The sequence below is a fragment of the Leptolyngbya sp. AN10 genome (assembly GCF_050565645.1).
GTDB lineage: Bacteria > Cyanobacteriota > Cyanobacteriia > Leptolyngbyales > Leptolyngbyaceae > Leptolyngbya.
Map to the genome: position 1 here is coordinate 46,182 of NZ_JBNXVP010000015.1, position 13,185 is coordinate 59,366.

Consider the following 13,185-nt stretch of genomic DNA (forward strand, 5'->3'; position numbering starts at 1 on the left):
TTGAGCGAATTCGCAACAGGTTAATAGCCTTGTCGATCGCATGATTCATGCAAAACATTACAGTCGTATCGCTCATTCGCCAGTAGAACTTGAATTCCTTTTGCTTCACACTGTTCAGAAAACAGCTTAAGTAATGTTTGTTGGTCTTGGTTTGGGTCAATTGTTGTTAAAAATCTCTCAAATCCAAGACAACTCAATCCATAAATTAAGCGACGACTAAAATTGGCATCTCTGTGATAGAGAAATCCTCCATGTCCATCTGCCCCAGAGAGAATTAAAGCAACATAATCTTTGTAGCTGAGGAAGGGTTTTCCAAGCGCTTGGCTAACGACTCCTTTACCGTTTTCCTTATAGTTTGTGCAATCGAAATAGGTAAATAGCTCGGCAATAAAGCGATCGCCTTCTAGTCCAATTTCTTCTTGGCGTTTAGAGAGTGGAACTCCTTCTCGAATAAATAGACAATCGAGAAAATCCGTTCCTTTTAATGGCAACAGTTTTCCATCGTGATTTAGATTGACAATGCCATTTTTCTCGATTCCAAACTTTCCAGGATTTCTTACAATTACATTTCCTAAGCGATAACCTCCGTCGCGTGTGCTGGCAGGAAAACTGAAATAATTTGCCGCAGTTGAAGCAATTTTCAGTACCATGTCACCTTCGTTACTGAATAGATACGCTTCATCAAAACGGCGCAGTGAAGATCTTAAGGGATTACCACGACCGGAAATAATGGCTTCAGCAGAAATGTCTGGTGCAACTAATACTAATCGGCTCAATCGAAAGACATTACCAATATTCGGTGAAGGACACTTCTTTTGATTGCTGATTTCGAGATTTCCGATCGAGTCTCGATCGAAGACATCAGACAAAATTCGTACTGTATTCGTGACAACATACGCGCCCATACTGTGACCAATGAAATTCAGTCGAATTCGGGTTTGCCCGCCTTCTGGAGTTTGTTGAATGATTTGATGATCTAGCTGTCGGATGAATTCAACTAGGTCTGCAACACCATAATTTGCGGCTCGATAAGTATCTCGAAAATATCCAGAGATTCTTAGAATAAAAACCGTCAGAATGATCACAAGCACAAATAATGAAATGGTGAGTACAAAGGAAGATGCTACCAGAATCGCAACATCACTCACGACTTTAAGCAATGCAATTAGCATGTTGAAAATGCTGCCGATTACCCAAAGAGACAGACCAAAAATTCCTGCGATCGCTAACGGTTTCGGAAGTGCTCTGAATGATCGCATCGTGCCCCGAAAAAACCTCAAACCGTTCTGTATCTTCTTACCAGGTTCATCAGGCAAAACTTTTTCAGAGGGCCATCGATAGCCAATCACCATAAATTTTGGAGCAACTTGATCAGCAAAATTTTGATTGATATATCTACGGGTTTCTTCATACCACCATCGCGATCCAGATTCATCTGAGTTGTAACCGTGAATCGCAATTAAAATCTCAGCATCGCTATTATTTTCGACGAAGTAATTCGCGATTTCTTTGATGACTTCATTCGGATCGCGATCGATATTTTCCTCTTTGTCTTCCACGTTAATTGGAGCCGTACTACTCACCATATATCCTGGAAAACGAAATCCATTCATTTCAAATGGTTCGATCGTAAGTAGATGACGGCTCATGGGGGCATCCTCGCGGTACGGGTATCAATTTGCCGAATCATGATATCCCGCGATCGCGCATTTGCGTCCGATTTTTGATTTGTTTTAAGCGTACCGAATCCCTGCTTGCTTCAGTCGATTTAGTGCTTCTCCTAAGCGATCGCAGTCTGCAATCAAGCTAATTCGTACATATCCTTCGCCACCTGCCCCAAACGCATTTCCCGGAGTGACGACTACGCCCGTTTTCTGCAAGACCGACAGCGCGAAATCGGTCGAACCCATCCCAGGCGGGCAAGGAATCCAAAGATACATCGTCGCATTCGGTTTGGGAATTGACCAGCCGAGGGCGGCGAGTCCATTAATGAGGAAATCGCGACGAGTTCGGTAGCGTTCTTGAACTTCGACTAAATATCGATCGGGCAAATTTAATGCCGTTTCTGCCGCTGTTTGAATTGCTGAGAAAATTCCATAGTCCAAATTCGTTTTCAGCGTCCGTAACCCTTGAATGACGTGCTGATTTCCGACGACGAATCCAACTCGCCAGCCCGCCATATTGTAGGTTTTGGACAAAGTATGAAACTCGACACCAATTTCTTTCGCGCCCGGAATTTCTAACAAACTGGTAGGCTGATATCCATCAAACGCCAATTCCGCATAAGCCTGATCGTGTACCAGCAAAATCTCATACCGACGCGCAAACGCCACAATTTCCTCAAAAAATTCGCGTGGAGCCGTTGCAGTCGTTGGATTACTCGGATAGTTGAAATAAAGAATTTTTGCCCGCTGCGCCACTTCATCAGGAATCGCAGCTAAATCAATTAACCAATCCTGCTCAGCCTTCAACAGCATCGGATAGAGTGTCGCACCCGCAATTAAGGGACCTCGAAAGTGTGGCGGATACGAGGGACTTGGCACGAGAACAACATCACCCGGATCGAGATATGCCAAAGCCAAATGAGTCAACCCCTCTTTTGATCCCAAGAGCGGCAATGCTTCTCCGTCAGGATTCAAATCAACTCCGTAGCGCCGACGATACCAATCGGTAATTGCTTTGCGAAAACTTGCTGTGCCTTCAAACGGCGGATAACCATGATTCTTAGAGTCCTGAATCGCAGACATCGCTGATTCTACAATCGGGGCAGGGGTCGCCCCGTCTGGATTTCCCATACCTAAATCGATCAAATCTACGCCTTGCGCTCTGGCGTTGGCTTTTAGCTCATCAAGACGCGCAAACACATACTGAGGCAGTTTCGTTAAGCGATCGGCAGGAGAAATCCAGGGCAAGTTCATGAGATTGAAACGGACGATGATTGACGACTGAGTTGGCTATTTTACCGCAGATCTAGCGCCTCCGGTATAGGCTGGCAAATGGGCGCGATGCGATTCGAGTGCCCCGCTATTCTTACCGTACTGAAGAAGCCTATGTACAGCGAATTCTCAGATTCTTTCAGGCTTGCCACAATTGGTGATTTAAGTGCTGTAGGCAGTGGGGCGCGACTCAATACAGCGATCGAAGCATTCCAGTTCGTTCAGTCAATCTCAAAATCTGGTGCAGGGGTCGTTCAAATCGTCGCAATTGCAAGCACAAAATCCAGGCATCATCTAGAACCCACAACTTTTGGGACTAGAAAATGACCTGGATTCTAACTCTTCAAAGTGATATCTAAACTGTTACAGGCTGACGCTGTTCTGTCCAACGACCGAGCGGATTACCGACGATCGCTAATTGTTTCATCAACTCATCAAACGCATCTGGAGTCAGCGATTGCGGTCCATCGGAAAGCGCTTTCTTCGGATTCGGGTGAACTTCAATCATCAGCGAATCGGTTCCTGCTGCGATCGATGCCATTGCCATCGCAGGAACGTACTCAGCGCGTCCAGTTCCGTGGCTTGGGTCGATCATGATCGGCAAGTGAGTCAACGTTCTGAGAACGGGGATCGCTGAGAGGTCGAGCGTGTTACGGGCATATTGTCGATCGAATGTCCGAATGCCGCGCTCACAGAGAATCACGTTCGGGTTTCCGGCTGCGAGGATATACTCTGCTGCCATCAGCCAATCTTCGATCGTCGCTGCCATTCCGCGTTTGAGTAGAATCGGCTTATCTTGTGCTCCCACTTTCTTAAGCAGCGAGAAGTTTTGCATGTTCCGCGCTCCGATCTGGATCACGTCAGCCACTTCTGCTAAGGGTTCCAAATCTGCGGCATCCATCAATTCGGTAATGATCCCCAGTCCGGTTGCTTCACGAGCCGCCGCCAACAATCCGAGGGCGCTTTCTCCGTGTCCTTGGAATGCGTAGGGAGAAGTTCGGGGCTTGAATGCGCCACCTCTGAGAAATTGTGCTCCAGCCGCTTTTACACGACGAGCCGTTTCGATGATCATTTCCTCGTTTTCGACTGAGCAAGGACCTGCTACCGTGACGATCGGGTGATGTTCTCCGATGTAAACGACACCATTCGGAGTTGGGATTGCAACTTCACTGGCTTCCCCGTGACGATACTCGCGGCTGGCGCGTTTGAAGGGTTGCTCAACTCTCAGAACTTGCTCGATCCAAGGGCTGGTTTCTTGGATTTGCAGCGGGTCCATCGCAGCGGTTTCACCCACTAAACCGATCACGACTTTGTGCTTTCCGACAATTTTCTCAGGGCTGAGACTCCAACTTGTGAACTCTTCGGTGAGGCGGGCAATCTCGGCTTCCGGGGAGCCGACTTTCATAACCACAATCATGTTAAAAATCCCTAGCGAATGTGTTGATCTGGATTGCCGATCGAGCATTTTGCTGCCCGGATCAGTTTTGTCTTTGAGTTAATCGTACCGTACTCGATCGATAGCTTAATTTTCGCCTTTGGTTTGTTTCTGTTGACGGGCTTCTTTCCAGGCAGAAACCAATCGTCCCAGATTTGTAGAGAATTCTTCGGCTCCGACTAATCCACCGACGCGATCTTCGTCCCACGAGGCTGAGAGCAATCCATAAGATAAGCCAACAACCCCTAATCCAAAAAAGAGCATACTCACAAGCACGACTGCGACATTCGGCAGCTTGTAAATGCCCTTCGTGACGAGGAAATAGCTCACCACAAATGTAGCGATGCCCAAGGTCGTTGGAACCCCACAAAAGAATGCCATGCGTCGCGCCATCCGCTTGCTGACCACATCGGGAACAGCGAGAGATTCACGCGATCGAGGGGGTTGCGCTGTCGGTTTTTTTGCAGACTGTTTGGGGCGCTTCTCGATGAGTGCGGGCTTGGCTTCTTTTGCAGGTGTTTTGACGGGTTCGGGCGCGGGTTTTGCGGGAGATTTCGCTTTTTTGCGTCCTGGCTCGAAGGGGAGCCGCTCTGAGTTGGGATCAGGGGCGTTGTCAGGCATTGGTTTAACCCCGGATACCGAGGCGAGTAATCAGGGCGCGGTAACGATCTGCATCGCCTTTTTGGATGTAGGCGAGTAAACGTTTGCGCTGACCGATCATCTTGAGCAGTCCGGTGCGAGAAGCGTGGTCTTTTTTGTTGCTTCTCAGGTGGAGGCTGAGTTTGTTGATGCGCTCGGTGAGCATTGCCACTTGGACATCGGCTGATCCGGTGTCGGTTTCGTGGACTTGATATTGCGAAATGATTTCCTGTTTGCGCTCTTGTACCAGTGCCATTGAGAGTTTTCCTGAATTGCGATGAATACGGCAGTTTTTAATATTATCACAGCAATTCGGGGCGGGGGAGGGGAATTTTGGGTGGGGAGTGGGGAGTGGGGTGCGAGGGGACTTTATTCGCTGAGAAGAACTTTGGCGCTGAACATTGGAAGATCGATCGATAAATTCCCCTCTTTGACATCGATCGCATTTCCCGTTTCCCAGTCTCGCCAATCGCCCTCGGTCGGAAAGTTCGCGATCGCGTACCCTTGATAATCCTGATCCGAGAAATTCGCGATCACGACAACTCTTTCTCCAGCGTCATTCCAGCGCACATACGCCAGAATCTTATCGTCTGCATTCTCGAAGAAGAAATCGATATTGTCTGTTCGGAGTGAGGATTTTTCGTGTCGAAGCGCGATCGCTTTTTGATAAAACTCGAACAAATCGCGATTCTGATTCAGCAACGACCAATCGAGCGGATTCGGTTGAGTCGTCGTCTCAGTTTTATGGGTAGCTTGTCCGAATTCATCGCCCATCCAAAGCATTGGAACACCGGGAGCCGTGAGTTGAAGAATTGCACCGAATTTAACGCGATCGAAAGCAGGCTGATCGAAGATTCCAACATCGCCTAGTTCAACGATCATGTGTTGTCGATCGTGTGTTGCTAGATAGTTAATCGTTGCTGTTCCGGTTTCATAGCCTTGTTGTCGAGCATCGATCGCTTTTTTCAGTTCCTCTAAGTTCAGTGATTCGCCTGTGAGTGCATCTTTGAGAAAGTATCGGAAGCTTTCGTGCCAGCAAGCATCGAATACGCCTTTTGGCTTGCAAACTTCGCTGCTATCAGGAATATGTTCAGCAATTTGATAGAAAGGTTTGTTCGTTACTTCGATTTGCTCGAATAGCCAGCCGAAAAATTCATAGTTAGCAATTTGACGAACCGCATCATAGCGAATTCCATCAATGTGATACTCGCGAATCCAAAACTGCACGACATCACGAACAAAGTTCCAGGTTGGGCGAATGTTGCGATCGCGATCAATATTTTCGTAGCTCAGTTCTGGTCCCCAATAGTTGGCATCGTCTTCTGGATAGTGTCGATCGTGGTAGTACCAATAATCTCGATCGATCTTCAACAACGGACTTTCTTCGTTTGTGTGATTGAAAATACAATCTAGAAATACACGAATTCCACGGGCGTGACATTCATCGATTAAATGTTTGAAATCTTCGGGCTTACCATAGCTGCTTTCTAAGGCGAAAAAGTGCAGCGGCATATAGCCCCAACGGTAATCGCCATCGTACTCAGTGACAGGCATGAGCGCGATCGCATTGATTCCCAGTTCGTTTAAATAATCCAGCTTCTCTAAAACTTGCTTAAACTTGGTTGGATCAGAGATATTTGTTCCCTTGCCGCAAAAATCTGCGATGTGCATTTCATAGAGAATCAGATCGCAATTTTCGGGAAGTGCTCGATCGTCATTTCGCCAGGTATAGGTATCTAAAATACGTTTTCCGTCTTTAATCCGAGCAATTCCATTTTCTGTTTTGCGATCCATCTCAGTCATATACGGATCGTTTGTCTCTACCCATTGATCTTTTAAGGTTGGACTGTTCGATTTAACGCGCAGCTTGTATTGATACTGTCCATCTTCTAGATCAACCTGTACCCGAAAGAACCCATCCTCACCTTTTTGCATAGGTGTTTCTTTCCCATCTACAATGAGATGAATTTCTTGATTTCGGGGAGCAAAAACATTAAATTCGATCGCGCTACTCATAAATGGTAAAACTGTATTGTTTGAGCAGTATCGATCGAGGTCGCCGATTCACGCATCTGACACTTGAAAGATTCTCAAACCCTTGCTAACTACCCTCAGATAGATTTGCCTGCCAAAAGATAGAGATCGAATAGTTCGCACCCATCGTAATATAAGAGACCTGTTTGCTTTTTATCGTCTGTCTTTAACGCCTCGATCGTAGACCTTATCGGCTAACCTAATGAACGGCGAAGATACCAACCGCAACATTGATCTTCAAACTCCGACCGGAATTGAAGCCCCTCCTAGTCAAAAAAATCCTCCGCCTCGTTGGCAACGATTCCTCGTTCCTGCCTTGGTCGGACTTGCTGTTTTAGGTGGCTTGGGCTGGATTTTATTCAATCGGATTATTCTGCCTCTGATTATCGTGAGTCAGATGAAGCCGCAAGCGACTCCAGTTCCGCTTGCCAATCCAAAAGCGGCAACGATCGAAGATAGTTCCGACTATGCGGCAACTTTAGATTCTCGTCAGTCTGTCACCTTGCAGCCGAAGGTTTCTGGACAAATTGCCTCGATCCTCGTGCGACCAGGGCAGCGCGTCGAAGCTGGTCAGCCGTTAATCCAAATCGATTCAGCCCAACAACGCGCTCAAGTGGCAAGCCGGCAATCCGCGACTCAAACGGCTCAAGCGGAAGTAGAAACCGCTCGTGCAGATGTCGATAGTGCGAATGAAACTTTACGATCGCTGGATGCTCGACGGGCAACCGCAGAATCGAATGTCCGATTGGCACAACAAGAATACAATCGCTTTGTCAAACTTCAGAAAGAAGGCGCAACCAGTCAGCAGATTGTCGATCAGCGATTGAATGCGCTCCAGACGGCTCAAGCGGCTCTGAGAGAAGCAAATGCGGATCTGGCGGCTCAACGGGCGGCGATTCAACGAGCAGAAACAACCGTCGCTCGAAATCAACGGGCAGTAGAACAAGCTCAAGCAAATACGGCTGAAGGAGCAGCGCAGTTAGATGATTTTACAGTCACGGCTCCATTTTCAGGCATTGTTGGCGATATTCCGGTCAAAGTGGGCGATACCGTTAGCAATGCAAATCCAACGAATCTCTTAACGCTGACTCAGAATGATCAGTTAGAGATCCAGATCCAAGTTCCATTAGAACGAGCATCAGCACTCAGAACGGGATTACCTGTGAGATTGTTGAATGATCAAAATCAGCCTGTACAGAATGGACAGATTTCGTTTATTGCGCCGAATGTTGATCCGACGACTCAATCGGTGCAGGTGAAAGCGAGATTTGCGAATGCAGGCGGGCTGAGAACTTCTCAGTTTGTTCGGGCAAGAGTGGTTTGGTCAAATCGTCCGGGGGTCTTAGTTCCGACCACTGCAATTTCAAGATTAGGCGGACGAGATTTTCTGTTTGTGGCGGCTCCATTTCAAGCATCGGGATGCGAAGCACCTGCGGCTTCTCCGGGAGGGGGTAGACCTGCCGAAATTAGCCCCGATCAACTGGTTGCGGCTCAAAAGCCTGTTCAGCTTGGAAAGATTATTGGAAACGAGCAAGAGATTTTAGAAGGAATCACACAGAGCGATCGCATTGTGACTTCTGGCATTCTTCAACTGCAAAACTGTGCCCCGATCGCGGATGCTGCACAGATCAAGCCTTCACCCTAATTCAAGGCGCTGATTTATGATCTTTTCCATTTCAACTTTTTTCATCAAGCGCCCTGTATTTGCTACGGTGTGTTCGATCATGATCACGCTGTTAGGGATTGCTTGTATTCCGACCTTGCCTGTAGCTCAGTATCCAGACATTGCTCCACCGCAAGTGAGTGTAACCTCGAACTATGTGGGCGCGAATGCGGAAGTGGTCGAATCTACAGTGACGAACATTCTGGAGCGACAACTGAACGGGATTAATGGTGTGAAATTCATCAAATCCACCAGCGCGAACAATGGTGTGAGTCAGATTAATTTGACCTTTGATCTCGGTACGAATCAGGATCTAGCAGCCGTCGATGTTCAGAACCGAGTGTCTAGTGTGCAATCTCGCTTGCCGGGACCTGTGACCCAAACCGGAGTTCAGGTTGCTAAAGCGAACAATAACTTTCTGCTTGCGATCGGGCTTTATTCCGAGCGGGATGAGAAGAAGAATCAAGACCTTTACGATGATTTGTACCTGAGTAACTATGCCGATCTGTATCTAGCAGATGCAATTCGTCGAATCAAAGGAGTGGGCGAAGTTCAGATCTTCGGTGAACGAACTTATGCAATGCGGTTATGGCTTGATCCAGAACGGTTGGCGAGTCGGACTTTGACTCCTCAAGATGTGGTCACTGCTCTTCAGCAGCAAAACATTCAAGTGGGAGCCGGACAGATTGGACAAGCTCCCGCAGTTCCAGGACAGCAGTATCAATACTCGGTCACAGCACAAGGACGACTCAAAGATGCTGAGGAATTCAACAATCTGGTGATTCGATCGACGGGCGGAACGCTGGTTCGATTAAGAGATGTCGGACGTGCAGAACTCGGAGCCGAGAACTATGGTTCATTGTTGCGATTTACGACTGAAGATCGGGTGACTCACCGAGGCGTTGGATTAGGTGTGAACCAACAATTTGGGAGTAATGCACTCGATGTAGCGAAAGCAGTCAAAGACGAGATGCAGACTCTATCAGCAAGTTTCCCTCCAGGACTGCGATATGAGGTTGCATTCGATACGACAACTTTTATTGATGCAGGCGCGAGAGAAGTTGTTTCTTCGCTCATTCAAGCAGTCGTTCTAGTGGTACTGATTCTGTTTCTCTTTTTGCAAGATTGGAGAGCAGCGTTTATTACCTCGATCGTCATTCCGATCGCATTTCTCGGAACCTTCATTTTCGTTAAAGTACTCGGCTTTTCGATTAATACCCTGACGCTGTTCGGACTAACACTTGCAACAGGTCTGGTTGTGGATGATGCGATCGTGATCATCGAAGACATTACTCGACGCATTCAGGAAGAAGGAAAACGACCGCTCGAAGCCGCGATCGAGTCCATGAATGTTCTTTCTGGAGTTGTGATTGCAACTTCATTAGTACTCATTACTGTGTTTGTGCCTGTGGCATTTTTCCCAGGAACAACCGGACAGCTATATCGACAGTTCGCATTAACGATCGCATTCTCGGTTCTAGTTTCTACATTCAATGCGCTGACCTTTACTCCAATGTTATCGGCATTGATGCTTAAACGCAGACCGAGTACGAATAATCATTGGTTCTTCAGGCGGGTGAATTGGGCGATCGATAAAACTCGTGATAGCTATGCTCGAAACCTCGATAAAGCGGTTCGCCGTAAGAGTTTAATTCTCACGTTTTTTGCAGGCGCGTTAGTTCTCACCTATTTTGTGTATAACTTTGTGCCGCAAGCCTTTATCCCAGATGAAGATCAAGGTGTATTTATTACTGTTGTTCAAGCTCCTGAAGGGGTTTCGCTGGACTATACGGAGCGAGTTTTAGAAAAAGCAGAAGCAATTCTCAAAGCTCAACCAGAAGTTGCAAATATCTTTGCAGTTGGTGGATTTAGCTTTAGTGGAGCGACTCCGAACAATGGATTGATCTTCACAACTCTGAAGCCTTGGGAAGAAAGAACTGGAGCGAATCAATCACTTCAAGCGGTCATTGGTGGATTTTTCCCTAGACCGACGGGATTGTTCCCGAAGATGGCAGCCATTCAAGAAGCGGTAGTATTGCCGTTTAACTTGCCTGCGGTTCCAGGAATCGGAAACTTTGGCGGTTTTGAATTCCACCTGCAAGACCGAACAGGACTTGGCTTTCCCGCGCTCGGTGAAACACTAGGAAAATTCCTCAATCGGGCTGAGGCTTATCCTTCCGCGCAAAGTCCACAGTTAACCGGATTGCGTCCGAACTTTAATGGAAACACGCCGCAGATTTCGATCGAAGTCGATCGCGATCGAGCGAATCAACTTCAAGTCTCTCTGCAAGACATTTTCAACACGCTGCAAATCTTCCTCGGTTCAGCGTATATCAATGATTTCAACCAGTTCAACCGAGCGTATCGCGTCTATGTTCAAGCAGATAGCCAATTTCGATCGAATCCTGATGACATCAAACGCTTGTATGTTCGCAGTACTCCAACGAATGGTGGAACTCCCCGCATGATTCCGCTGGGTAACTTAGTGCGAGTGAGTCAAACGAATGGTCCTTCGATCATTACTCACTACAATCTATTCCGCTCAGTTGAGATCAATGGCGCACCTGCACCCGGAACCAGTTCAGGGCAAGCGATTCAAGCAATGGAAGCTGTCGCCCAAGAAACATTGCCAAGAGGCTTTGGGTTCCAATGGTCGGGACTGTCGCTTGAAGAGATCGAATCTGGTGGAGCCGCAGTCTTTATCTTCGGATTAGCGATCGTATTTGTGTTCCTCACGTTAGCCGCACAGTACGAGAACTACATTGATCCGTTTATCATCATGCTGACTGTACCTTTAGCAATTTTGGGTGCATTACTCGCAGTCTTGCTTAAAGGAACCGCGAATGATGTTTATACCCAAATTGGATTCGTCATGCTGATTGGGATGGCAAGTAAGAACTCGATTCTGATTGTCGAATTTGCGAATGAAGAACGCGATCGCGGAAAAGGAATCGCCAGCGCGGTTGTTTCCGCAGGTCGAGAACGGTTAAGACCGATTTTGATGACGGCAATTTCAACCGCGATCGGAGCTTTACCGCTAGTGATTGCAACTGGACCTGGAGCCGCTGCTCGTCAATCCCTGGGAACTGCGATCGTCGGTGGTATGGTGGTTGCGACCTTCCTCAGCTTGTTCATCGTTCCGGTGCTGTATATCGTAATCAAATCGCTCGAAGATCGAATTCGTCGCCCTGCAAGACCTGTCTTGGTTGATGGGAATGGAGCGGAATCTGTCGATCGAGAAACCGCACTGAGTCGATCGGAACGCGACGGACACTAGGGGGTAGAGGAGTGGGGGGTAGAGGAGTAGGGGGTAGAGGAGTAGGGGGTAGAGGAGTAGGGGGTAGAGGAGTAAAGCGATAGTCACTCCCCACTTCCCCACTCCCCACTTCCCCACTCCCCACTCTTCGTTATTTCGATTTTTAACGCGAGTGAGCCGCCTTCATTCGGGTGTGTTAGATTTCTAAGCATGACTAGGGGAAGAAAAATTCAAGCCACCGCAGAACTCGAAGTCCGGTTACTGCGCGAAGGGATCACAGAATCGATTCATCATGCTCAAGCGGTCATTTGTGACGATCGTGGACGCTTGCTTTTATGTGCAGGCAATCCCGAAACCGCAACGTTCGCTCGATCAGTCTTGAAGCCATTTCAAGCGATCGCGGTTACGGCATCAGGAACGCTCGAACGATTTAATTTAACCGATCGAGATTTAGCAATTATTTGCAGTTCGCATCAAGGCACGATCGAGCAAGTTCGCCAAGTGTTTAATATTCTCTGGCGTTCTGATGTTGATCCGACTGCGCTTCAGTGCCCAACTCCAGAGGGCAAACAAAGTCCGCTGCAATATAACTGCTCTGGAAAACACGCGGGAATGTTGGCAGTGTCTCAGCAGTTAGGCTATCCGCTGAATAATTATTTGCACTACAATCACCCAGTTCAGCAGTTGATTCTAAGCAAGCTGGCGGAATTTTTGAAAAATCCGGCTGAAGAGTTTATTCCCGCCCGCGACGACTGCGGCGCACCGACTTATTTTATGCAGCTTCGTCAACTGGCTTGGCTCTATGCCCAACTCGCATCGGGCGGGAATTTGGACATGGAACGGATTCTCAGAGCCATGACGCATCACCCCACAATGGTTGCAGGCGAAGGAGAATTTGATACCGAACTCATGCGGCTGACTGAGGGTGAACTCGTGAGCAAATCAGGCGCAGAAGGCGTTCAATGTATTGGGCGCGTGGGAGAAGGAATGGGACTTGCAATCAAAGTCATGGACGGCGCGAAACGAGCGAAATATGCGATCGCCATTCACGTTCTACGCCAAATGGGTTGGATTAGTCCGTCGATCGCAGAAAACCTTTCTGAAACCTATATTAATTTGGGACGCTACAAACGATTAGAAGTCGCAGGGGATTTATCGATGCTTTAGTGCGTCAGGAACCTTATATTGTGCGATCGCGTTGCTAGAATTAATCATCTCCTCC

The 13,185-nt window shown here is 47.7% G+C and carries 9 protein-coding genes; 3 read left to right on the plus strand and 6 right to left on the minus strand.

Going from position 1 to position 13,185, the window contains the following annotated elements; translation table 11 throughout:
* Window positions 1-20: 20 nt before the first annotated feature.
* From ACQ4M5_RS20900 to ACQ4M5_RS20925, 6 genes are all read right to left on the minus strand, one after another.
* Complete coding sequence (locus ACQ4M5_RS20900) at window positions 21-1,649, minus strand: alpha/beta hydrolase (RefSeq protein ID WP_430677614.1); 1,629 nt, start codon at window positions 1,647-1,649, stop codon at window positions 21-23.
* 84 nt (window positions 1,650-1,733) lie between these two features.
* A complete protein-coding gene (locus ACQ4M5_RS20905; protein ID WP_430677615.1) occupies window positions 1,734-2,918 on the minus strand; it encodes an aspartate aminotransferase in 1,185 nt (394 codons plus the stop codon).
* 373 nt (window positions 2,919-3,291) lie between these two features.
* Window positions 3,292-4,341 (minus strand): 3-deoxy-7-phosphoheptulonate synthase, encoded by a 1,050-nt coding sequence (gene aroF, locus ACQ4M5_RS20910; RefSeq protein ID WP_430677616.1) that lies wholly within the window; start codon window positions 4,339-4,341, stop codon window positions 3,292-3,294.
* 117 nt (window positions 4,342-4,458) lie between these two features.
* Entirely contained in the window at window positions 4,459-4,992 is a 534-nt protein-coding gene (locus ACQ4M5_RS20915; RefSeq protein ID WP_430677617.1) for a PAM68 family protein, read from the minus strand.
* A gap of 4 nt (window positions 4,993-4,996) precedes the next feature.
* Entirely contained in the window at window positions 4,997-5,266 is a 270-nt protein-coding gene (gene rpsO, locus ACQ4M5_RS20920; protein ID WP_190377056.1) for a 30S ribosomal protein S15, read from the minus strand.
* Between the two features lie 113 nt (window positions 5,267-5,379).
* Complete coding sequence (locus tag ACQ4M5_RS20925; RefSeq protein WP_430677618.1) at window positions 5,380-7,026, minus strand: alpha-amylase family glycosyl hydrolase; 1,647 nt, start codon at window positions 7,024-7,026, stop codon at window positions 5,380-5,382.
* 220 nt (window positions 7,027-7,246) lie between these two features.
* On the opposite strand from ACQ4M5_RS20925, the gene ACQ4M5_RS20930 reads away from it, so the two are divergent.
* From ACQ4M5_RS20930 to ACQ4M5_RS20940, 3 genes are all read left to right on the plus strand, one after another.
* Window positions 7,247-8,689 (plus strand): efflux RND transporter periplasmic adaptor subunit, encoded by a 1,443-nt coding sequence (locus tag ACQ4M5_RS20930; RefSeq protein ID WP_430677619.1) that lies wholly within the window; start codon window positions 7,247-7,249, stop codon window positions 8,687-8,689.
* A gap of 79 nt (window positions 8,690-8,768) precedes the next feature.
* The gene (locus ACQ4M5_RS20935; protein WP_430677620.1) at window positions 8,769-11,984 is read left to right on the plus strand and encodes an efflux RND transporter permease subunit; all 3,216 of its coding nucleotides are present in this window, start codon (window positions 8,769-8,771) and stop codon (window positions 11,982-11,984) included.
* Between the two features lie 189 nt (window positions 11,985-12,173).
* Window positions 12,174-13,130, plus strand: coding sequence for an asparaginase (locus ACQ4M5_RS20940; protein ID WP_430677621.1), 957 nt, complete (start codon window positions 12,174-12,176; stop codon window positions 13,128-13,130).
* Window positions 13,131-13,185 lie beyond the last annotated feature (55 nt).

Bases quoted from the DNA above. Each gene is read 5' to 3' on its own strand.
- ACQ4M5_RS20940 (WP_430677621.1), top strand. From the start codon at position 12,174: ATGACTAGGGGAAGAAAAATTCAAGCCACCGCAGAACTCGAAGTCCGG.
- ACQ4M5_RS20915 (WP_430677617.1), bottom strand. From the start codon at position 4,992: ATGCCTGACAACGCCCCTGATCCCAACTCAGAGCGGCTCCCCTTCGAG.
- rpsO (WP_190377056.1), bottom strand. From the start codon at position 5,266: ATGGCACTGGTACAAGAGCGCAAACAGGAAATCATTTCGCAATATCAA.
- ACQ4M5_RS20925 (WP_430677618.1), bottom strand. From the start codon at position 7,026: ATGAGTAGCGCGATCGAATTTAATGTTTTTGCTCCCCGAAATCAAGAA.
- ACQ4M5_RS20930 (WP_430677619.1), top strand. From the start codon at position 7,247: ATGAACGGCGAAGATACCAACCGCAACATTGATCTTCAAACTCCGACC.
- ACQ4M5_RS20905 (WP_430677615.1), bottom strand. From the start codon at position 2,918: ATGAACTTGCCCTGGATTTCTCCTGCCGATCGCTTAACGAAACTGCCT.
- ACQ4M5_RS20900 (WP_430677614.1), bottom strand. From the start codon at position 1,649: ATGAGCCGTCATCTACTTACGATCGAACCATTTGAAATGAATGGATTT.
- aroF (WP_430677616.1), bottom strand. From the start codon at position 4,341: ATGAAAGTCGGCTCCCCGGAAGCCGAGATTGCCCGCCTCACCGAAGAG.
- ACQ4M5_RS20935 (WP_430677620.1), top strand. From the start codon at position 8,769: ATGATCACGCTGTTAGGGATTGCTTGTATTCCGACCTTGCCTGTAGCT.